Raw genomic sequence first — 19591 nt, forward strand, 5'->3', positions numbered from 1 at the left:
CCTGGCAGTCGCGTTTTTATTTTTTTGACAAGGAGGCCAGATGGCCCGCTATCAACCTATCACTCAACTCACCGGGCGCGTGCTGCTGTTCCCGCTCGCGCTGGTACTCTTCGAGTTCGCCACCTATATCGCGCATGACATGATTCAGCCCGGCATGCTGCTGGTGACGTCTGAATTCAGCGTCGGCCCGGAATGGGTTTCGACCTCGCTGACCGCGTATCTGATGGGCGGCGTGGTGCTGCAATGGCTGCTCGGTCCGCTCTCTGACAAATATGGCCGCCGGCCGGTGCTGCTGTTTGGCATCCTGTTCTTTGCCGCCGCCTGTATTCTGACAACGTGGGTGAGCAGCATTGAGGAGTTTGTCGCGCTGCGCTTTGTGCAGGGTATTAGCCTGTGCTTTATTGGCGCCGTCAGCTACGCAGCGGTGCAGGAAGCCTTTGACGAGGCGCTGGCAGTACGCATGATGGCGCTGATGGCCAACGTCGCGCTGCTGGCACCGCTCGCTGGTCCGCTGGCCGGAGCCGCGTGGCTCACCGTTGGCGAGTGGCGCAGCATGTTCTGGCTGTTTGCGATTTGCAGCGTGATTGCGTTTGCCCTGCTGTGGCGCGTCATGCCGGAAACCGCTGGCGATCGCAGTCACTCTATCGCCCTGCCAACGCTGGCGCGCGGCTATGCGCGTTTGGCGCGCGATCGTCAGGTGATGTACGGATCTTTTGCCATTGGTTTAGTGTTTATTCCGATCCTGACGTGGGTAGCGCTGTCGCCAGTGATTTTGATGCACGATGAAGGATTGTCACGCATGCAGTATGCGTTGCTGCAGCTGCCGGTGTTTCTGGCGATGATTGCCGGCAACATCACGCTCGGCAAACTGGCTGGACGCGTGCCGATTGAGCAGCCGGTGAAGTTTGCCGCCTGGCCGATTCTGATTGGTTTGAGTATTTCGCTGCTGGCTAATTTGCTCGATAGTCACACCTATCTGCTGCTGACAGCCGGGTTAAGCTTGTACGCTTTCGGCGCAGGCATGGTGAATGCCGGTCTGTACCGTTTGACGCTTTACTCCAGCAACGAAGGTAAAGGCAGCGTGGCGGCGATGCTCGGTATGATCAGTATTCTGACCTTAGCGGTAGGCATTGAGCTGGCAAAAAGTGGCTACTTCAGCGGCGGCACACCGTGGTTTAGCGGAATTAACTTCGCCGCTGGCGTGCTGTGGTTTGGTCTGGTGACCCTGTTCCTGCGCGAACGTAAACGTCGCAGTCACGTGGCGGCAATAGAATGATAAAGGGGCCAGACGGCCCCATGTTTATTTCCTACGAGGATAAAGATCTTTGCGCGCATAAGGTTCGATATCCCCTTCCTTACGCGTTTTCAGCAGCTTCAGAATCCAGGTGTACTGTTCCGGATGCGGGCGCACGAACACTTCAACTTCTTCATTCATGCGACGCGCAAGCGTATTGTCATCGGCATCCAGCAAGTCATCCATTGGCGGACGCACATAGATTTCCAGACGATGGGTTTCACTGTTATACACCGGGAACAGCGGCACAACGCGTGCGCGGCATACTTTCATCAGGCGGCCCACTGCGGGCAGTGTGGCTTTGTAAGTAGCAAAGAAATCCACAAATTCGCTGTGTTCCGGGCCGTGATCCTGGTCCGGCAGATAATAGCCGTAATAACCCTGACGCACCGACGCGATAAACGGCTTAATGCCGTCGTTTCGCGCATGCATACGGCCACCAAAACGGCGTCGCACGGTATTCCACAGATAGTCCATTAACGGATCGCTTTGATTGTGGAACATCGCCGCCATCATCTGGCCTTCAGACGCCAGCAGCATCGCTGGAATATCCACGCCCCAGCCATGCGGCACCAGGAAAATGACGTTTTCTTTGTTGGCCTGCAGTTGCTCAATGATTTCCCGGCCGTACCAGTCAACACGCTTACGCACATGCTCAGGATTACGCATGCCCAATTTGGCCATCATCGCCATCGCCTGCGGTGCGGTGGCAAACATACGATCAGCAATCTCTTCGCGCTGCGCTTCACTCAATTCCGGCAGGCAATAATAGAGATTGATCAGCGCACGGCGGCGCGCACTTTTCGCCAGCTTACCGGCGAACTTGCCCAATCCGCCCAGAATCGGATCGCGCACTTTAGCGGGAAGCAATGCCATGCCGGCCAGCGCGCCCACCGCCAACCAACTTCCCCAGTATTTCGGCTTTAAAAAAGAACGTTGAAAAACGGGAATAAACTCGCTGTTATTTTTCTTTCGGGTTTCCATGCACTCGCCTCTGACAATGACCGGTCAATAATAGTGACGGTGGTTAATTTTGCAATCTTCATGCGCCAGATAGCAAAAAACCGACGAAGAATCCGTCGGTTTTTAAGTGTTACGCGCAATAATGCGCTATTTCAGCGTCAACTGCGGCAACCAGGTTTTGACTTGCGCCATGTAAGTGCTGCGATCTTTACCCGTCAGACCCTCCATGCGCGGCAGTTTTGCCGTCAATGGATTCACCGCCTGATTGTTGATCCATACTTCATAATGCAAATGCGGACCGGTCGAACGTCCGGTGTTACCCGACAACGCAATACGATCGCCGCGTTTCACTTTTTGCCCCGGTTTCACCAACGCTTTACTCAGGTGCATATAACGCGTCATGTACTGACGACCGTGACGAATTGCCACGTAATTCCCGGCAGCACCGCCGTTTTTCGCCATCACCACTTCACCATCGCCCACGGCTAACACAGGCGTACCAATAGGCAGCGCGAAATCGACACCTTTATGCGGTGCAATACGGCCGGTTACCGGATTAAGGCGACGCGGATTGAAGTTGGAAGAGACACGATACTGCTTAACCGTAGGGAAACGCATAAAGCCACGCGCTAAACCAGAGGCGTTGCGATCGTAGAACTTGCCGTCTTCCGCACGGAACGCGTAGTAGTCTTTACCGCCGGTGCGTAAACGCACGCCAAGCAATTGGCTTTGGGCACTTTTGCCATCGAGCATTTCACGTGACATCAGCACGCTAAAGTCATCACCGGCGCGTAGTTTGCGGAAATCCATCTGCCACTGCATCGCTTTGATGACGTTGCTGGTTTCTGCGCTGGTTAAACCCGCACGCTGGGCACTGGCAGCAAAACTGCCGCGCACTTCACCTTTCAGTACGTTATTTTGCCACTCACCCTTTTGCAGCTCCTGCTGCATCTTAAAGCTGCCGTTGTCGGCGCGCTGATAAGTACGGGTTTCACGACGATCGATTTCCCAGCTGAAGGTTTGCAGTTGTCCATCGGCATCCAGCGTCCAGCTCAGTTGCTGACCAACGCGCATGTTACGCAGATCTTTATCGCTACTGACTAATGCGTTGATATCGCCCATCTCAATACCGTACTGATTTAACGCGCTGCTCAGGGTATCACCTGAAGAGACGGTGTACTCATGTACGTTGGGATTGTCCGGAACGTCATTATCAATGTCGTCAGCAGGAATATCGTCGGACGGTTCTTCCGTTGTCTGGTCAATCGGCTCGCTGGCTTCGGGCAACAGCGTGCGCAGTTCATCTTTATCCAACGTAATGGTTTTCACGATGGGGGCAACATCACGCGGATGGTAAACGTAAGGCCGCCATACTGCGACGGCCAACGTGACAACGGTTAATGAACCCAGCATAACGCGGTGGGGGCGCGGCAAATTGTTAAATGCGAGGGCGACAGAGCGGGCTATCTGCTGCACTTTTACCTATTCCTCATGCTCCATTCAGGCAGCTCGCATACTGGCTCGACAGCTGTGAAAGAAATTTCACGTAGCTGTCTTTGGATAAGCTGATGTCCATACCCAACGGATCTAACGTGCCTTTACGTACGGAAGTTCCACGGGACACGGCATCGATGACGGCCGGTCTGAATTGTGGTTCAGCGAAAACGCAAACGGCTTTCTGCTCAACCAACTGTGTTCGTATTTGATGTAAACGCTGGGCGCCCGGCTGGATTTCAGGATTGACGGTAAAATGACCTAAAGGTGACAAACCGTAATGTTTTTCAAAGTAGCTGTAAGCATCGTGAAAAACGAAATAACCCTTGTTCCGCACAGGCGCGAGTTGCGCGCCGATGTGTTTGTCTGCATCGGCTAATTCTGCCTTAAATTCCTGCAGATTAGCGTCAAGTTTGGCTTTGCTTTGCGGCATAAGTTCCAATAATTTTCCATGGATTGCAACCGCAGATTGTAAGGCCATGTCAGGGGACATCCACAGGTGCATATTAAACTGTCCGTGGTGGTGATGCGCATGAGACCCGTCCTGGTCTTCGGAATTTTCTGAGTCGTGATCGTGATCGTGACCATGCTCATGTTCCTCATCTTCATCATCGCCGCTAATCAATAGCGGTTTTATGCCCGGCAATGCGGCAATTTCGAGGTTTTTACTGGCAGGTAATTCGGCCGCTGACTTAGTAAGAAAGGCTTCCATCTCTGGGCCTGTCCATACTACTAAGTCTGCGTTTTTAATACGTTTTACATCAGAGGGACGCAAGGCATAATCATGCTCTGAGGCGCCATCAGGCAGCAATACTTCAACCGGCGTAATACCCTCTGCGATAGCCGCTGCGATAAATCCGATAGGTTTGATTGAAGCGACAACTGCGGAGTGCGCGGGTAATGCGCTTGCCGCGCCAATTGCCGCAGCAGTAAGGGTGAAAATCAGGCGCTTTTTATTGTGTAACATAATACGTCATTCCATCGTGAACCGTTGATGGAATGTGATATTATAACATTCGAAATTCTATGCAACCCGTAAATAACATGTCGCCACTTGTTACCCTTGAAAACATTTCTGTGAAGTTCTCCCAGCGTCCGGTGCTTGCAGGTATTAGCCTCGCACTTGAGCCGGGGAAAATTCTCACCCTGCTCGGCCCGAACGGCGCCGGTAAATCCACGCTGGTTCGCGCGGTGTTGGGGCTACTGAAACCCACCAGCGGCAGCGTCAAGCGCGCCGCTGATTTGCGTATCGGCTACGTGCCGCAAAAACTGCACATCGACCCAACGTTGCCGATCACCGTGGAACGCTTTATGCGCCTGTCGCGCGGCACCAAACGCGATGCCATTTTGCCGGCGCTCAAGCGCGTACAGGCCGGGCATCTGCTGCATGCAACGCTGCAAAAACTTTCTGGCGGTGAGACACAACGTGTTTTGCTGGCGCGTGCATTACTCAATGAACCGCAGCTTTTGGTATTGGATGAGCCGACACAAGGCGTTGATGTCAACGGCCAGGTCGCGCTGTACGATTTGATCGATCAGCTGCGCCGCGAACTGAACTGCGGTGTGCTGATGGTTTCTCACGACCTGCATCTGGTGATGGCGAAAACCGACGAAGTGCTGTGTCTCAACCATCACATCTGCTGTTCCGGCACGCCGGAAGCGGTGTCACAACATCCCGAGTTTATTGCGATGTTCGGCCCACGCGGCGCACAGCAGCTGGCGATTTATCGTCATCATCATAATCACCGTCACGATTTACAGGGACGCATTGTTCTGCGCAAAGGAAATGGCCCGTCATGATTGAACTGTTATTACCTGGCTGGCTGGGCGGCGTGTTGCTGGCGCTGGCGGCCGGTCCACTTGGCTCGTTTGTGGTTTGGCGCCGCATGTCTTACTTCGGCGATACGCTCGCGCATGCGTCCTTACTGGGCGTGGCGTTTGGTTTGCTGCTCAACGTGAATCCTTACTATGCGGTGATTTTGGTGACCGTGTGTCTGGCGTTGGGATTGGTGTGGCTGGAGCGACGCCCGCATCTGGCTATTGATACGCTGCTCGGCATTATGGCGCACAGTGCGCTGTCGCTGGGTTTAGTGGTCGTCAGTCTGATGCAAGGCGTGCGTGTCGATCTGATGGCTTACCTGTTTGGCGATCTGCTGGCGGTGACGCCCGATGATTTGTGGATGATGGGCGGCGGCGTGGCGATTGTACTGGCGGTGATGGCGTGGCAGTGGAATTCGCTGTTGTCGATGACCATTAGCCCGGAGCTGGCGCAGGTGGATGGCGTTAACATTCAGCGCACGCGTTTGATGTTGATGCTGGTCACCGCATTAACCATCGGCGTAGCGATGAAGTTTGTCGGTGCTTTGATTATTACGTCGTTGCTGATTATCCCGGCGGCGACGGCACGTCGCTTCTCGCGCTCGCCGGAACAGATGGCCGGTTTTGCGGTAATTGCCGGTATTATCGCAGTGACCGGTGGACTGACCTTCTCCGCCAGCTACGATACGCCAGCCGGTCCTTCAGTGGTGTTATGCGCGGCAGTATTGTTCATCATTAGCATGGCAAAAAAACCGGCGGCATAACGCCGGTTTACTCTTCGCGACTGATACCAAAGTGTTTGTAAGCATGCTGCGTGGCCATCCGGCCACGCGGCGTGCGTTGAATGAATCCTTGCTGGATCAGGAAGGGTTCAATCACATCCTCAATAGTTTCCCGCTCTTCGCCAATCGCCGCTGCCAGGTTATCTAAGCCAACCGGACCACCCGAGAACTTATCGATAATCGCCAGCAGCAGTTTGCGGTCCATATAATCAAAACCCTGACTGTCGACGTTAAGCATATCTAGCGCGCTGGCTGATACTTCGCCGCTCAGATTGCCGTTGGCGCGCACTTCCGCAAAGTCACGCACGCGGCGCAGCAGGCGGTTAGCGATACGCGGCGTTCCGCGTGCACGACGCGCTATCTCCAGCGCGCCCTCTTCGCTCAGCGCCAGGCCAAGACAGGCCGCGCTACGACCCACGATATGCTGCAGATCGGGCACGTTATAGAACTCAAGGCGCTGCACGATGCCGAAACGGTCGCGCAGCGGCGAAGTTAAAGAACCGGCGCGCGTCGTGGCACCAATCAGGGTAAACGGCGGCAGATCGAGCTTAATCGAACGCGCTGCCGGACCTTCACCAATCATGATATCCAGCTGATAATCTTCCATCGCTGGATACAGCACTTCTTCCACCACTGGCGACAGTCGATGGATCTCATCAATAAACAGCACATCATGCGGTTCGAGGTTAGTGAGCATCGCCGCCAGATCGCCGGCTTTTTCCAGCACCGGGCCGGACGTGGTGCGCAGATTGACACCCATTTCGTTAGCGACGATGTTAGCCAGCGTGGTTTTACCCAGTCCCGGCGGGCCGAAAATCAGCAGATGATCGAGTGCATCGCCACGCAGTTTCGCAGCCTGGATGAAAATCTCCATTTGCTCGCGCACCTGCGGCTGGCCAACATATTCCGTGAGCAGCTTGGGACGAATGGCACGGTCGAGCGTTTCTTCTTCATTAAAGGAACTGCCCGAGACCAGACGATCGGCTTCAATCATGCTTTACCTCAAATAGCTGCGCGCAGGGCTTCACGAATCAGGGTTTCGCAATCCGCATCCGGTTTACCGACTTTGCTGATCATACGGCTGGCTTCCTGCGGTTTATAGCCCAGAGCCACCAGCGCTGAAACCGCTTCGGCTTCAGCATCGTTATTGTCTTGTGCAGCGGATGGCGTGGTCAACGTAAAGGTTGAATCACCACCAAACAGATCGCCGTGCATGCCGATAAAGCGGTCTTTCATCTCCACAATCAAACGCTCGGCGGTTTTTTTACCCACGCCCGGCAGTTTGATCAGCGAGGCAATCTCTTGTCGCTCAACGGCGGTCACGAACTGCTGGGCTGACATGCCAGACAGAATTGCCAGCGCCAGTTTTGGCCCAACGCCATTCACCTTCACCAGCTCGCGGAACAGCGTGCGTTCCTGCTTGTTATTGAAACCGAACAGCAGTTGCGCATCTTCGCGTACCACAAACTGCGTAAAGATAATCGCTTCCTGATTGATCTCCGGCAGCTCGTAAAAGCAGGTCATTGGCATGTGCACTTCATAACCGACACCGTGCGCCTCAATCAACACCAGCGGCGGCTGTTTTTCCAGAATGTTGCCTCGTAAACGACCAATCACCTGAGCAATTCCTTAATCTGATAAGTAAGCCTGTTTATATACCATAAAAAAGGCTGGATGAATATCCAGCCTCATACTGCGTTTCGTTTCCGCTAACCCGATCGCATACGTCCGCGCGTCATCACCAGTTTCGTATCGCTGATACGCGCCGCGTTTTGGCTCATATGGCAATGCGTAATGGCGATGGCCAGCGCATCGGCGGCATCCGCCTGCGGATTGGCTGGCAGTTTTAGCAAGGTTCGTACCATATGCTGCACCTGACTTTTCTCTGCGCCGCCGGTACCGGTAACGGTTTGCTTCACCTGGCGCGCCGCATATTCAAACACCGGCAAATCATGATTCACCGCCGCGACAATCGCCGCACCGCGCGCCTGGCCCAGCTTCAGCGCTGAGTCCGCATTCTTGGCCATAAATACCTGCTCGATGGCGAAATAGTCGGGTGAGAACTGGGTGATAATTTCGCTGACGCCCGCGTAGATCAGTTTGAGGCGCGTCGGCAGATCGGTGACGCTGGTGCGGATACAGCCGCTGCCCAAATAGGTAAGCTGGCGGCCGGTTTGGCGAATAACACCGTAACCGGTGACGCGCGAGCCGGGATCGATCCCGAGAATTATCGCCACGGCGCGTCTCCGGTGAGTGGGGTTTTAAGCAACGCCATTACAGCGTTTCTGCGATCTCATCAGAGATTTCACCGTTATGGTAAACTTCCTGCACGTCGTCACAGTCTTCCAGCATGTCGATCAGGCGCAGCAGTTTCGGCGCGGTTTCGGCATCCATTTCGGCTTTAGTGGAAGGGATCATCGAGACTTCAGCCGAGTCGGCTTTCAGACCGCCCGCTTCCAGCGCATCACGCACCGCACCCATCTCTTCCCACGCGGTAAAGACATCAATCGCGCCGTCGTCATAGGCCACAACGTCTTCTGCACCTGCTTCCAGCGCCGCTTCCATCACCGCATCTTCGTCCTGACCTGGCGCGAAGGAGATTACGCCCTTCTTGCTGAACAGGTAAGAAACCGAACCGTCGGTACCGAGGTTGCCGCCGGTTTTGGTGAAGGCATGACGCACTTCGCCCACGGTACGGTTGCGGTTGTCGCTCAGGCACTCAATCATCACTGCTGAGCCGCCCGGGCCGTAACCTTCATAAATGATGGTTTCCATGTTGGAATCATCTTCACCGCCCACGCCGCGTGCGATGGCACGGTTCATGGTGTCGCGCGTCATGTTGTTAGACAGCGCTTTGTCCATAGCTGCGCGCAGACGTGGATTAGAACCCGCATCGCCACCGCCCAGTTTCGCGGCGGTGACCAGCTCACGAATGATTTTGGTGAAGATTTTACCGCGCTTAGCGTCCTGAGCAGCTTTACGATGCTTAGTATTCGCCCATTTACTGTGTCCAGCCATCTTACATATTCTCCGATCTTTTACTGGGTGCAGGCTATCTTACTTGCGATCTTGTCCCCCGGCAGTGCTCGCAATCCTCACGTACATAAGTACGCTCCGGTTGCTGTGCGCTGGCGGTGAACAACCTCGCGGCGCCGATTACGCCTGACTGTTCGATATTGTTCGGTGCGTTCATTGAAAACTCACCAGATTCATAAAACTTAATGCATTCGCCACCGGAAAAACGCGCGGCGGCAAGCATTCAGATAAATTCTTCAATCGCCTGGCGGTTACTCCAGGACTTGGTGAGGGCAGCAGCAGCGGCGGGTTCGAGCCAGCGCGCGGCGAGATGCTCGGTGAGCAGCAGGTCGCGTTCTGCGGGTATAGCCAACCTGAACCAGTGTTCGCGATTGTGCGTGGTGCCCGGTGCGTAACGATGACGATAGTGCGGGAAGATCTCAAACTCGATTTGCTTGTGGCAATCGTCCAGCACTAGCTTTTCGTGCGCAATATCGATGGCGAGTTCTTCTAACACTTCGCGCTGAGCTGCCTGGCGCGGGGTTTCGCCCGCTTCCAGGCTGCCAGTGACCGATTGCCAGAAGCTGTCGTCATCACGTCGCTGCAGCATTAACACCCGGCCGGTATCGCGGGCAAAAATCACCACCAGCACCGAAACCGGATGTTTAAAGCCCATTATTTGTTCTCTGTTTTTTCTTTCTTCGGTGCCACCAAAATGCCGAGGTCCAGCAACGCAGCGGGATTCGCTTCGCTTGGGGCTTCGGTCATCATGCATGCGGCGGCGGTCGTTTTCGGGAACGCGATCACATCACGGATGTTATCGGTGCCGGTCAACAGCATGGTCAGACGATCCAGGCCGAACGCCAGGCCGGCGTGCGGCGGCGTACCGTATTTCAGTGCGTCGAGCAGGAAGCCAAACTTCTCACGCTGCTCTTCTTCGGTAATGCCGAGGATGCTGAATACCGTCTGCTGCATTTTACCATTATGAATACGTACGGAACCGCCACCCACTTCGTAGCCGTTAATCACCATATCGTAGGCATTCGCTACCGCTAGTACCGGATCGGTTGCCAGCTGTTCCGCGCTCAAGTCTTTCGGCGACGTGAACGGATGGTGCATCGCTGCCAGGCCGCCCTCTTCATCTTCCTCAAACATTGGGAAGTCGATCACCCACAGCGGCGCCCAGGCTTTGTCATCAGTAATCTGCAGATCGCGACCCACTTTCAGACGCAGCGCACCCAGCGCATCCGCCACCACTTTGGCGCGGTCCGCACCGAAGAAGATCAGGTCGCCATCTTGGGCGCCAGTACGGTTGAGAATGTCTTCAACGATTTCTGCGCTGAGGAACTTGGCAACCGGGCTCTGTACGCCTTCGAAGCCTTTCGCGCGTTCGTTGATCTTCATCCACGCCAAACCTTTGGCGCCATAGATTTTGACAAATTCGCCATACTCATCAATTTGCTTACGCGTCAGCGCTGCACCGCCCGGTACGCGCAGGGCAGCCACGCGGCCTTTGGCATCATTGGCTGGGCCAGCAAACACCTGGAATTCTACGTTTTTCAGCAGATCGGCAACGTCGACCAGCTCCATTGGGTTACGCAGGTCTGGCTTATCTGAGCCGTAACGGTTCATCGCTTCCGCAAAAGTCATCTGCGGGAAGTCACCGAGATCCACGCCTTTGATATCGATCCACAATTCACGAATCAGACGTTCCATCTTTTCACGCACCTGCTCTGCGGTCATGAAAGAGGTCTCCACGTCGATCTGGGTGAATTCTGGCTGACGATCGGCACGCAGATCTTCGTCACGGAAACACTTAACGATCTGATAGTAGCGGTCAAAACCCGACATCATCAGCAGCTGTTTGAACAGCTGTGGCGACTGCGGCAGCGCGTAGAACTTGCCTTTATGCACGCGGCTTGGCACCAGATAGTCACGCGCGCCTTCAGGCGTGGCTTTGGTCAGCATCGGCGTTTCGATATCGAGGAAACCCTGGTCGTCCATAAAGCGACGCACGAAGCTGGTAATTTTAGCGCGGGTTTTCAAACGCTGCGCCATTTCCGGACGACGCAGGTCCAGGTAACGATAGGTCAGGCGCGCTTCTTCGCTGTTGACCTGGTTAGAGTCCAGCGGCAGCGGTTCAGCGCGGTTGATGATATTCAGCTCGTGGGCAAACACTTCCACTTCGCCGGTCGCCATATCGCTGTTTTTGTTCTTTTCGTCACGTGCACGCACGGTGCCGGTGATCTGGATACAGAATTCGTTACGCAGCTCAGATGCCAGCTGGAAAGCGTCCTGACGATCGGCATCAAAGAACACCTGCGCGATACCTTCACGGTCACGCATATCGATAAAAATCAGGCTACCCAGATCGCGACGGCGATTTACCCAGCCGCAGAGAGTGACTTGCTGACCCACGTGAGACAGATTGAGCTGTCCGCAATATTCTGTACGCATAACGTATCCTTTTAACTTCGCCGCTGCTGCCAGACAGCATCAGGCCGCGTAACCTTCTGAGATGCTGTCGCAAAAAAGGCGGCTATTATAATGGAAAAACCCAGGCAGGATAAGTGGAGCCCGATCAAAGCGGACAAAACATTATGCTTTATCGCGCTGTTTTTCCTGCCGACATCAAAACAGGTTACATTAAGCCGCCCTTTCCCGCCCTAAAGGATTCAGGAGTTCGCGTTGACACTTCGTCTTGGATTACCGCAATGGCAGCACCCGCAATGGAAACAGTTCGGTATTGAGACCTTAGCCGACTACGCGCAGCTGTTTGGTTGTGTGGAAGGCAATACCACATTGTATGCGCTGCCAAAGCCGGAAGTGGTGCTGCGCTGGCGCGACATGACGCACGACGATTTCCGTTTCTGCTTCAAGTTTCCCGAAAGCATCAGCCATAAAGCGGCGCTGCGCGACTGTGATGGGTTGCTGAATGAGTTTTTCCGCCTGTTCGATCCGCTCAGCACGCGCATCGGTCAATACTGGCTGCAGCTGCCGGCGGCGTTTTCACCGGCTCAGCTCGGCGATTTGTGGTCTTTTCTCGATAGTTTGCCGCGCAATTTCCGCTATGGCGTCGAGGTGCGGCATCAGGCATTTTTCGCCAAAGGAGATGCTGAACGCGCGCTGAATCGCGGTTTGCTGGAGCGTCAAATTAATCGGGTGATGCTGGATAGTCGTCCGGTGCATGCCTCCACCTCACAGTCGGCCGCAGCGGTGCACGCCCGATCGCAAAAGCCGCGTGTACCGCTGCATGTGGTGCGTACCGGTGCGCAACCGATGGTGCGTTTCATTGGCAGTGATAGCGTGGCGGAGAGCGTGCCGCTGTTTCAGCCATGGCACAGCAAGCTGCAAGCGTGGCAGCGTGATAGCGATCCGCTGCTGTTTATCCATACGCCGGATATGGGCGAGGTGTTTCCGCTGCTTCAGGCGTTGTGGCCACAGTTGCAGCAGCTGGAACCAACCTTACGCGATCTGCCCGACTGGCCGCAGCAATCGAGCCTGTTCTAGACGCAACGCAAAGGGTGCAGCCTGCCCGCGTTTCTGCCAAAATAGCGCCCTTTCCGTTTTCTCTCCGGACCTTTTCATTATGTCTGATCGCGATACGCTATTTTCCGCGCCCATCGATAAGCTGGGCGACTGGACCTTTGACGAGCGCGTAGCTGAAGTTTTTCCCGATATGATTCAGCGCTCGGTGCCGGGTTATTCCAACATCATTTCGATGATTGGCATGCTGGCGGAACGCTTCGTTCAGCCGAATAGCCAGGTTTACGATCTCGGCTGTTCACTGGGTGCCGCCACGCTGTCGGTGCGCCGCAATATTCATGTGCCGGGCTGCCAGATTATTGCCGTGGATAATTCACCGGCGATGGTGGAGCGCTGCCGTCGCCATATCGACGCCTTCCGCGCGGATACGCCGGTGCAGGTGATCGAAGCAGATATTCAGGACATCCACATTGAGAACGCCTCATTGGTGGTGCTGAACTTTACCCTGCAATTCCTTGAGCCACCGGCACGCCTCGAACTGCTGAAGAAGATTGTTGACGGATTAAATCCGGGCGGCGCGCTGGTGTTGTCGGAGAAGTTCAGTTTTGAAGATGCCGATGTCGGCGACTTGCTGTTTAACATGCATCACGATTTCAAACGCGCTAACGGTTACAGCGAGCTGGAGATCAGCCAGAAACGCAGCATGCTGGAGAACGTGATGCTGACCGATAGCGTTGAAGCGCACAAAGCGCGCCTGAAAACCGCCGGTTTCAAACATGCGGAGTTGTGGTTCCAGTGCTTTAACTTTGGTTCGTTGGTGGCGTTGAAATGATTGAGTTTGGCCGTTTTTATCAGCAGATTGCCACCGGCCCGCTCGCCAGTTGGCTGGAAGTGTTACCGGCGCAAGTCGCCGCCTGGCAGCGTGAAAATTTGCACGGTAAGTTCCGCGACTGGGAGAAGTCAGTTGATTATCTGCCGCTGCTGACGCCGCAGAAGCTGGATTTGTTGCATAGCGTGAGCGCCGATGTTGAGGATCTGACCAATCGTCAGCGTCTGGGCATTGAGAATCTGTTACGCAATTTGATGCCGTGGCGCAAAGGTCCTTATTCGCTGTACGGTACCGAGATCGATACCGAATGGCGTTCCGACTGGAAATGGGATCGCGTGTTGCCGCACATTTCGCCGTTGCAGCATCGCACGGTGCTGGATGTCGGCTGCGGTAGCGGCTATCACATGTGGCGCATGATTGGCGCGGGCGCGAAGCTGGTGGTCGGCATCGATCCAATGCAGCTGTTTTTGTGTCAGTTCGAAGCGGTGCGTAAGCTGTTGGGTGACGATCGTCGGGCGCATTTGCTGCCGCTGGGCATTGAGCAACTGCCGGCGTTACAAGCGTTTGATACCGTGTTTTCCATGGGCGTGCTTTATCACCGCCGTTCGCCGCTCGACCACTTGATGCAGCTGAAAAATCAGTTAGTCAGTGACGGCGAGCTGGTGCTGGAGACGCTGGTGATTGAAGGTGATGAAAACGCGGTGTTGGTGCCGGGTGAGCGTTACGCGCAGATGCGTAACGTCTACTTTATCCCTTCTGCCGCAGCGCTCAAGAGCTGGCTGGAGAAGTGCGGATTTGTCGATGTGCGCATCGCGGATTACGCGGTGACGTCCGTGGAAGAGCAGCGTCGCACCAGCTGGATGACCAGCGAGTCGCTGGCTGAGTTTCTTGATCCTAACGACAGCACCAAAACCGTGGAAGGTTATCCCGCCCCGCTGCGCGCCGTGCTAGTCGCGCGCAAGCCGTAATGTTTAACGCCGCGATAGCGCCAGCTTCGCGGCGAAGCCAATAAACACGCAGCCCGTCAGGCGATCCATCACTTTCAGCACCGCTGGGCGACGCAGATGCGCCGCAAAGTATTGGCTGCTGCCAATTAGCACCGCATTCCACACCAAACCAATCACCATGTGCGTGAGCGCCATCAGCGTACACCACAGCGGCACCGACGCGCCCGCCGGAATAAACTGCGGCAGAAAGGTAACGTAGAATACGCCGACTTTAGGATTTAACAGGTTACCAAAGAGTCCGCGCGTGAAGCAGGCAACATAACTTTGCTCTTTACTCTGCGCGTGCTGCCCTTCTTCCGCTTGGGTGCGTGGGTTGATGAGTAATTTGACACCGAGATAGAGCAGATAGGCCGCACCGATCCATTTCAGCAGGTTATACGCCATTTCCGAGGCCAGCAGCAGCGCGCCCAAGCCTAAACCCACCGCAACGCCCCACACCAGACAACCCAGCGTAACGCCAAATGCCGTAGCCCAGGCACGTTTCCAGCCTTGCGCGGCGGCGGAACGCAACACTAATGCAGTATCAAAACCGGGCGTGAGTGTGAGGATGGTGATGGCGAAGAGGAAAGATAAAATTAGTGTCATGCGATGTTCTCAATTGCTCCGGTGCGTTTCAGGCTGAAAACAAGGGCCGCTGCGTAAAGGCGTCGTGGACACTTCCCTGTGGACTCTGCCGCCGCATCCATGCGGCGGAAGCTTTACTTCGCGGCCCTTGTTTCCAGCCTTTATGTGGGTTTTGTGGGTTTTGTGGGTTTTGTTCGTTTTGCTTTAATCTTGTGCGGCGGTTTCGTTGGGTGCGTTCCAGTATTGGTATTTATAAGCGGAGCTGAGATGGCGTTCAATGGTGCCTTTGGCGAACACTTCGGTTTCATGCAGATAACTGAGCGTGCAGTTGCCCACTTCATCCCACAGCTGACACTCATCCACCGAGCGCAGCGTGCTGACTGGCGTGGTCGCGGTGCTGTTCAAACGCAGTTCCCGCCACTGGTTATCATAGCTATAAGTATCTTTGCTGCGCGCGCTGGTGGATAAGGTTACCAATCCTTGTGGATTCCAGCGCCAGCTGCTTTCGCCGTTGGTCATATTATCGCTGCCGCGCGCCACGCTTTTTTCCACTCTGAACTGTTTGTCATAGCGATAAGTGGTATCGGTAAAGCCATCTTTGCCCATGCTGGTGAATTTATCGGATGAGCTGATGATGTTGCCATGCTGGCCGATTTGCCAGCTGATGGTGCCCTGGCGGTTGTCGACCACCTCCTCTTGCCCAGCTTTGATCACTTTAACCATGTAGGCATATTCCGCCACCCAGCCGCGTTGAACGCGGGCGATATGCTGTTCCATCGTCAATAGAACATTGCCTTCATTTTTGTCGTAGGAGATATCGGCCACCATCAAATCGCCGCACTGATCAAACTGGCCGAGTACGCGCTTTTGCGAGTTCACATCTTTGCCAAATTCGCCCGCCACCACCTGACGCACCGCGCCTTTGGCATCGCCGCCCAGCATGATCCAGTTGTTGCTGCTGGTGATGTTTTTGCTCATCGGCGGACACGCGGTGCTGACCGCCAGCGCGACGCCGCAGTACGGGAGTAGCAGCATTAAAACGGTATAAGGGATGGATTTCATGAAGGTTATCCGTACGAAGCCATAGAGTAATCAAAGCATCATTTACGCGATCACGCTATCTCCGCGGGAATTGCAGATAAAAAGAACCCCAGTTAGAAGAACTGGGGTTGGTACTTGCAAACATCACGTCATTTGAGCTGGCGTGCTGCGCGGCAAAATCGGGGTGAATTCAGGCTACCCGGACGGCGCTCAACTGCGTCATGCTTTTCATGGCTTCAACCACATCACCATCAACGCAATAGCGACTGAATTCATCGGTTTCCGCTTCGGAGCACATGGAAACACCGGCTTTACGGTAGCGCATCGGCGAAGCGACTAAACGGCTGGCGGAGCTGTGGACTTCCTGCAATCCACTGTCGATGAACTTCTGGATGTTGCTCAAACGTACGCCCGCACCGGCCATAATAATTGGACCTGTGCTGTATTCATTTAGTTCCCTTAATAATGCAATTCCTGCTTCGGCACTCTGCTGCTGACCAGACGTCAGGATCCGCGCGATGCCTAAATCAGCCAGCACCTCAAGTGAGCGTTTCGGGCTGTGGCATAAATCAAAGGCGCGATGGAAGGTGACGTCCATGCCGTCACACAGCTTCATAATCTGCTGCATACGAGCAATATCGACATGCGCATCTTCATCCAGCATGCCAATCACTAAGCCGGGAAAACCGAGTTCACGCATTAGCGCAACGTCCGATTTCATCGACTCAAACTCAAAGTGGGTGTAGCAAAAATCGCCGCCGCGCGGACGGACGATAGGATGTACCGGGATCGAAATTTCACGTCGTGCCGCTTCCAGCACGCCGGCTGAAGGCGTCAACCCACCTTCGCGCGGTGCACTGCACAGCTCCACGCGATCGGCACCGGACAGCTGCGCAGTCATTGCGCAGTCGATGCCGTAGCAACAAATTTCCAGTTTCGTCATACCATGCTCCTTCTCATGACTTCTGGCTCGGGATGAATGCTTCCGTTAGTCTACTTAATTGGACAGTTTACGTGGAACTCGCACTATGGCATTCGATTTTAATCAATGGATAGACCGTCGTCACAGCGATAGTTTGAAATGGCACAAATATGGTGATCGCGATGTGCTGCCGCTCTGGGTCGCAGACAGCGATTTTCGTTCGCCGCCGAGTGTGATTGAGGCCATTAAACAGCGCGCTGAGCACGGTGTTTTTGGCTATGGCGCAACGCCAACCGGATTGATTGATATCACCCTTTCGCGTTTAGCGCAGCGCTACAACTGGCAGATTGAGCCGGACTGGATTGTGTTATTGCCCGGCGTGGTGTGCGGTTTGAATCTTTCGGTCCGCGCATTCACGGAGTTTGGCGAATCCACCGTTTCCCCGACGCCGATCTATCCGCCGTTTCGCGGTGCAGCAAAGCTGGCCAACCGCGCACAGGTAAATTTACCGCTGCGTTTACAAGACGATCGCTGGGTTATGAATCTGGATAATAGCGCGATGCAGGGCAATGAACGCCTGCTGATGCTGTGTAATCCGCAGAATCCGGGCGGCACGGTTTATCGTCGTGACGAGCTGGAAGCGCAGCTGGCGTTTGCGCAGCAGCATGATTTGATCGTCTGCTCCGATGAAATCCACTGCGATTTATTGCTGTCACCCGGCGCACAGCACATTCCCTTTGCTACGTTAAGTGAAGATGCCGCACAGCGCAGCATCACGCTGCTGTCGCCATCGAAAACCTTCAATATTGCCGGATTGGGCGCGTCGCTGGCGATCATTCCCAATCCGGAGTTGCGTGCGCGGTTCAAACGCGTGCGTGAAGGCATCGTGCCTGGCGTGGATATTCTGGCGTTGGTAGCAGCCGAAGCGGCGTGGCGCGATGGCGATGCATGGCTGGCAGCGCAGCTGGATTATCTGCGCGCCAATCGCGACTGGCTGGTGGCGCAGGTGAATGCACTGCCAGAATTGCAGATGGCCGCGCCGGAAGCGACCTATTTGGGGTGGATCGACGCCAGCAGACTGGATGTTGCCAATCCGATGGCGTATTTCGAGCAGCACGGCCTCGGTTTTTCACCGGGCCACGATTTTGGCGATGATAATTTCGTGCGCTTCAACTTTGGCTGTACGCGCGCCACGCTGGAACAGGCGGTCACGCGTTTGCAAAAAGCGGTCGCGGCGCGGCGTTAAGCCTGCTCACTGGCGACAATCTCTTCCAGTCGCCATGGATGAAACTTAATGGTGGTTTGCCCGTCCGTCACCGCCAGCGTCGGATTGGGCAACCGCTCGTTCTCGCCTTTGGGCGCGCTGGTTTTAAACGAGATGCCCGGCTGTGTCAGCGCATGATCAGAAAGCAGCGCCATCGCCCGCATGCCCAGCGTTTCCGGTTCTCCACGCAGTACAATCTCTACATGTTCCCACCCTTCGTGGCGATACAGCTTTTCGCCTGGCCACGGCAGTTCAATCACATCAATTTGCCAGCCCGCCAGGTTCAGTGGCTGATGCAGTTTGAACAGGCAAATCGGGCGACCATTGATCATTGCCTCGGAAAACTGTGTGCCGATCTGCAATAAGCCAGATTTCCAGCGTTCTGCCGTTGCAAACTGGTGGCAGCGCACCGCGACGTGATCGGCTTCATGTTCAGCCAGGTTAATGCCTAAACGTTCAGAAAAATTCATCAGCGACTGCTCAAAACGCGCCATGTCTTGTTTTAAATCATCCAATTCCACAGGAAAGTGGGTCTGCATCATGCCTTACCTCTAATTCAGTTCAGGTTTACTAATCAATATGAAATTTGCTAACCGTTGATTCCGCTTGACAAAATTGTCGGATTCATCCGATTTAGGCGCCAAAAAGGCTAAAAACCGCATAAATAGACCATTCATTTCAGATTTATCACCTAATCAGGTCCAGCAGTTACTTTATGAAAGTAGGCTAAATATATGTTTTTAATGATGATAGTTAATACAATGAGATAAATCTTATTTAAATTGCAAACAATTGCAGCTTGAAACCCTTTCTTATAAATTTGGGTTTCACAACTACAAGGAACGGCCTTATGTCTATGCTCATTGTTGTCGCAGTCCTGATTGCATTAATGGGATTTGCAATTTCCCGCCATTGGAAGGTGCGTGAAGACAAAAGCGTTAAAAATCCTCGTCGTCACCCGCGGCGCCGTTAATCGGCGCTGGGGGCCCGATGTTGCCTGTCATCAGATACCGAATAGCTGACTCACTTTAACATTTCACGTATACTTCCCCTCTTATTTTTCCGTCCCGCCGCGCAGTTGCGGGATGACGACATCGGCTCGCCGCCTACAG

The 19591-nt window shown here is 54.6% G+C and carries 21 protein-coding genes; 8 read left to right on the forward strand and 13 right to left on the reverse strand.

Annotation, left to right across the window (positions count from 1 at the left end):
* The first annotated feature begins 40 nt into the window (after positions 1-40).
* Entirely contained in the window at positions 41-1276 is a 1236-nt protein-coding gene (locus tag ACVLVH_RS05640) for an MFS transporter (RefSeq protein WP_101764162.1), read from the forward strand.
* A gap of 24 nt (positions 1277-1300) precedes the next feature.
* Here ACVLVH_RS05640 and lpxM read toward each other — a convergent pair whose 3' ends face one another.
* From lpxM to znuA, 3 genes are all read right to left on the reverse strand, one after another.
* Positions 1301-2278 (reverse strand): lauroyl-Kdo(2)-lipid IV(A) myristoyltransferase, encoded by a 978-nt coding sequence (gene lpxM, locus ACVLVH_RS05645; RefSeq protein WP_192411687.1) that lies wholly within the window; start codon positions 2276-2278, stop codon positions 1301-1303.
* Positions 2279-2404: 126 nt separating this feature from the next.
* The gene (gene mepM / locus ACVLVH_RS05650; RefSeq protein ID WP_110866308.1) at positions 2405-3733 is read right to left on the reverse strand and encodes a murein DD-endopeptidase MepM; all 1329 of its coding nucleotides are present in this window, start codon (positions 3731-3733) and stop codon (positions 2405-2407) included.
* A 13-nt stretch (positions 3734-3746) separates the two neighbouring features.
* A complete protein-coding gene (gene znuA / locus ACVLVH_RS05655) occupies positions 3747-4718 on the reverse strand; it encodes a zinc ABC transporter substrate-binding protein ZnuA (protein ID WP_137385939.1) in 972 nt (323 codons plus the stop codon).
* A gap of 77 nt (positions 4719-4795) precedes the next feature.
* Between znuA and znuC the strand changes: the two genes are divergently transcribed.
* Together znuC and znuB are read left to right on the forward strand one after the other, a co-directional pair.
* A complete protein-coding gene (gene znuC / locus ACVLVH_RS05660; RefSeq protein ID WP_101764609.1) occupies positions 4796-5551 on the forward strand; it encodes a zinc ABC transporter ATP-binding protein ZnuC in 756 nt (251 codons plus the stop codon).
* The gene (gene znuB / locus ACVLVH_RS05665) at positions 5548-6333 is read left to right on the forward strand and encodes a zinc ABC transporter permease subunit ZnuB (RefSeq protein WP_101764158.1); all 786 of its coding nucleotides are present in this window, start codon (positions 5548-5550) and stop codon (positions 6331-6333) included. Before znuC ends, znuB begins: the two co-directional genes overlap by 4 nt.
* Before the next feature lie 7 nt (positions 6334-6340).
* On the opposite strand, the gene ruvB is transcribed toward znuB, so the two are convergent.
* From ruvB to aspS, 6 genes are all read right to left on the reverse strand, one after another.
* Positions 6341-7345 (reverse strand): Holliday junction branch migration DNA helicase RuvB, encoded by a 1005-nt coding sequence (gene ruvB / locus ACVLVH_RS05670; RefSeq protein ID WP_007889560.1) that lies wholly within the window; start codon positions 7343-7345, stop codon positions 6341-6343.
* Positions 7346-7353: 8 nt separating this feature from the next.
* Positions 7354-7968, reverse strand: a complete 615-nt coding sequence (ruvA, locus tag ACVLVH_RS05675; protein ID WP_007889559.1) for a Holliday junction branch migration protein RuvA — start codon at positions 7966-7968, stop codon at positions 7354-7356.
* 92 nt (positions 7969-8060) lie between these two features.
* Positions 8061-8588, reverse strand: a complete 528-nt coding sequence (gene ruvC, locus ACVLVH_RS05680; RefSeq protein ID WP_008110486.1) for a crossover junction endodeoxyribonuclease RuvC — start codon at positions 8586-8588, stop codon at positions 8061-8063.
* A 37-nt stretch (positions 8589-8625) separates the two neighbouring features.
* Complete coding sequence (locus tag ACVLVH_RS05685) at positions 8626-9369, reverse strand: YebC/PmpR family DNA-binding transcriptional regulator (protein WP_007889557.1); 744 nt, start codon at positions 9367-9369, stop codon at positions 8626-8628.
* A gap of 241 nt (positions 9370-9610) precedes the next feature.
* On the reverse strand, positions 9611-10042 hold the full coding sequence (nudB, locus tag ACVLVH_RS05690) for a dihydroneopterin triphosphate diphosphatase (protein ID WP_008110490.1): 432 nt from the start codon (positions 10040-10042) through the stop codon (positions 9611-9613).
* Complete coding sequence (gene aspS, locus ACVLVH_RS05695) at positions 10042-11823, reverse strand: aspartate--tRNA ligase (RefSeq protein ID WP_192411686.1); 1782 nt, start codon at positions 11821-11823, stop codon at positions 10042-10044. Before aspS ends, nudB begins: the two co-directional genes overlap by 1 nt.
* Before the next feature lie 231 nt (positions 11824-12054).
* On the opposite strand from aspS, the gene ACVLVH_RS05700 reads away from it, so the two are divergent.
* The 3 genes from ACVLVH_RS05700 to cmoB all read left to right on the forward strand — a co-directional run bounded on the left by ACVLVH_RS05700 (position 12055) and on the right by cmoB (position 14649).
* The gene (locus ACVLVH_RS05700) at positions 12055-12876 is read left to right on the forward strand and encodes a DUF72 domain-containing protein (protein ID WP_192411685.1); all 822 of its coding nucleotides are present in this window, start codon (positions 12055-12057) and stop codon (positions 12874-12876) included.
* 79 nt (positions 12877-12955) lie between these two features.
* Entirely contained in the window at positions 12956-13684 is a 729-nt protein-coding gene (gene cmoA, locus ACVLVH_RS05705; RefSeq protein WP_192411684.1) for a carboxy-S-adenosyl-L-methionine synthase CmoA, read from the forward strand.
* Positions 13681-14649 carry a tRNA 5-methoxyuridine(34)/uridine 5-oxyacetic acid(34) synthase CmoB gene (gene cmoB, locus ACVLVH_RS05710; RefSeq protein WP_192411683.1) on the forward strand — a complete coding sequence of 323 codons (969 nt, stop codon included), beginning with the start codon at positions 13681-13683 and terminating at the stop codon, positions 14647-14649. Before cmoA ends, cmoB begins: the two co-directional genes overlap by 4 nt.
* 3 nt (positions 14650-14652) lie before the next feature.
* Here the strand turns inward: cmoB and ACVLVH_RS05715 are convergent, their stop codons facing one another.
* The 3 genes from ACVLVH_RS05715 to cutC form a co-directional block, all read right to left on the reverse strand.
* Entirely contained in the window at positions 14653-15273 is a 621-nt protein-coding gene (locus ACVLVH_RS05715) for a LysE family translocator (RefSeq protein ID WP_192234118.1), read from the reverse strand.
* A gap of 183 nt (positions 15274-15456) precedes the next feature.
* Entirely contained in the window at positions 15457-16314 is an 858-nt protein-coding gene (locus ACVLVH_RS05720) for a hypothetical protein (protein ID WP_192234120.1), read from the reverse strand.
* Positions 16315-16483: 169 nt separating this feature from the next.
* Positions 16484-17236, reverse strand: coding sequence for a copper homeostasis protein CutC (gene cutC, locus ACVLVH_RS05725; protein ID WP_192411682.1), 753 nt, complete (start codon positions 17234-17236; stop codon positions 16484-16486).
* A gap of 85 nt (positions 17237-17321) precedes the next feature.
* On the opposite strand from cutC, the gene ACVLVH_RS05730 reads away from it, so the two are divergent.
* Positions 17322-18461, forward strand: coding sequence for a MalY/PatB family protein (locus tag ACVLVH_RS05730; protein WP_192411681.1), 1140 nt, complete (start codon positions 17322-17324; stop codon positions 18459-18461).
* On the opposite strand, the gene ACVLVH_RS05735 is transcribed toward ACVLVH_RS05730, so the two are convergent.
* On the reverse strand, positions 18458-19018 hold the full coding sequence (locus ACVLVH_RS05735) for a VOC family protein (protein ID WP_192411966.1): 561 nt from the start codon (positions 19016-19018) through the stop codon (positions 18458-18460). The genes ACVLVH_RS05730 and ACVLVH_RS05735 overlap by 4 nt on opposite strands.
* Before the next feature lie 311 nt (positions 19019-19329).
* Between ACVLVH_RS05735 and ACVLVH_RS05740 the strand changes: the two genes are divergently transcribed.
* A complete protein-coding gene (locus tag ACVLVH_RS05740; RefSeq protein ID WP_007889544.1) occupies positions 19330-19452 on the forward strand; it encodes a hypothetical protein in 123 nt (40 codons plus the stop codon).
* Positions 19453-19591 lie beyond the last annotated feature (139 nt).

Source organism: Kluyvera sp. 1366 (assembly GCF_054823405.1).

Excerpts from the sequence above, each read along its gene's own strand:
- cmoB (WP_192411683.1), top strand. The coding sequence starts at position 13,681 with ATGATTGAGTTTGGCCGTTTTTATCAGCAGATTGCCACCGGCCCGCTC.
- aspS (WP_192411686.1), bottom strand. The coding sequence starts at position 11,823 with ATGCGTACAGAATATTGCGGACAGCTCAATCTGTCTCACGTGGGTCAG.
- ACVLVH_RS05720 (WP_192234120.1), bottom strand. The coding sequence starts at position 16,314 with ATGAAATCCATCCCTTATACCGTTTTAATGCTGCTACTCCCGTACTGC.
- ACVLVH_RS05640 (WP_101764162.1), top strand. The coding sequence starts at position 41 with ATGGCCCGCTATCAACCTATCACTCAACTCACCGGGCGCGTGCTGCTG.
- lpxM (WP_192411687.1), bottom strand. The coding sequence starts at position 2,278 with ATGGAAACCCGAAAGAAAAATAACAGCGAGTTTATTCCCGTTTTTCAA.
- ACVLVH_RS05685 (WP_007889557.1), bottom strand. The coding sequence starts at position 9,369 with ATGGCTGGACACAGTAAATGGGCGAATACTAAGCATCGTAAAGCTGCT.
- ruvB (WP_007889560.1), bottom strand. The coding sequence starts at position 7,345 with ATGATTGAAGCCGATCGTCTGGTCTCGGGCAGTTCCTTTAATGAAGAA.
- ACVLVH_RS05740 (WP_007889544.1), top strand. The coding sequence starts at position 19,330 with ATGTCTATGCTCATTGTTGTCGCAGTCCTGATTGCATTAATGGGATTT.
- cmoA (WP_192411684.1), top strand. The coding sequence starts at position 12,956 with ATGTCTGATCGCGATACGCTATTTTCCGCGCCCATCGATAAGCTGGGC.
- nudB (WP_008110490.1), bottom strand. The coding sequence starts at position 10,042 with ATGGGCTTTAAACATCCGGTTTCGGTGCTGGTGGTGATTTTTGCCCGC.
- ACVLVH_RS05715 (WP_192234118.1), bottom strand. The coding sequence starts at position 15,273 with ATGACACTAATTTTATCTTTCCTCTTCGCCATCACCATCCTCACACTC.
- ACVLVH_RS05735 (WP_192411966.1), bottom strand. The coding sequence starts at position 19,018 with ATGCAGACCCACTTTCCTGTGGAATTGGATGATTTAAAACAAGACATG.
- znuA (WP_137385939.1), bottom strand. The coding sequence starts at position 4,718 with ATGTTACACAATAAAAAGCGCCTGATTTTCACCCTTACTGCTGCGGCA.
- znuC (WP_101764609.1), top strand. The coding sequence starts at position 4,796 with ATGTCGCCACTTGTTACCCTTGAAAACATTTCTGTGAAGTTCTCCCAG.
- ACVLVH_RS05730 (WP_192411681.1), top strand. The coding sequence starts at position 17,322 with ATGGCATTCGATTTTAATCAATGGATAGACCGTCGTCACAGCGATAGT.
- znuB (WP_101764158.1), top strand. The coding sequence starts at position 5,548 with ATGATTGAACTGTTATTACCTGGCTGGCTGGGCGGCGTGTTGCTGGCG.
- cutC (WP_192411682.1), bottom strand. The coding sequence starts at position 17,236 with ATGACGAAACTGGAAATTTGTTGCTACGGCATCGACTGCGCAATGACT.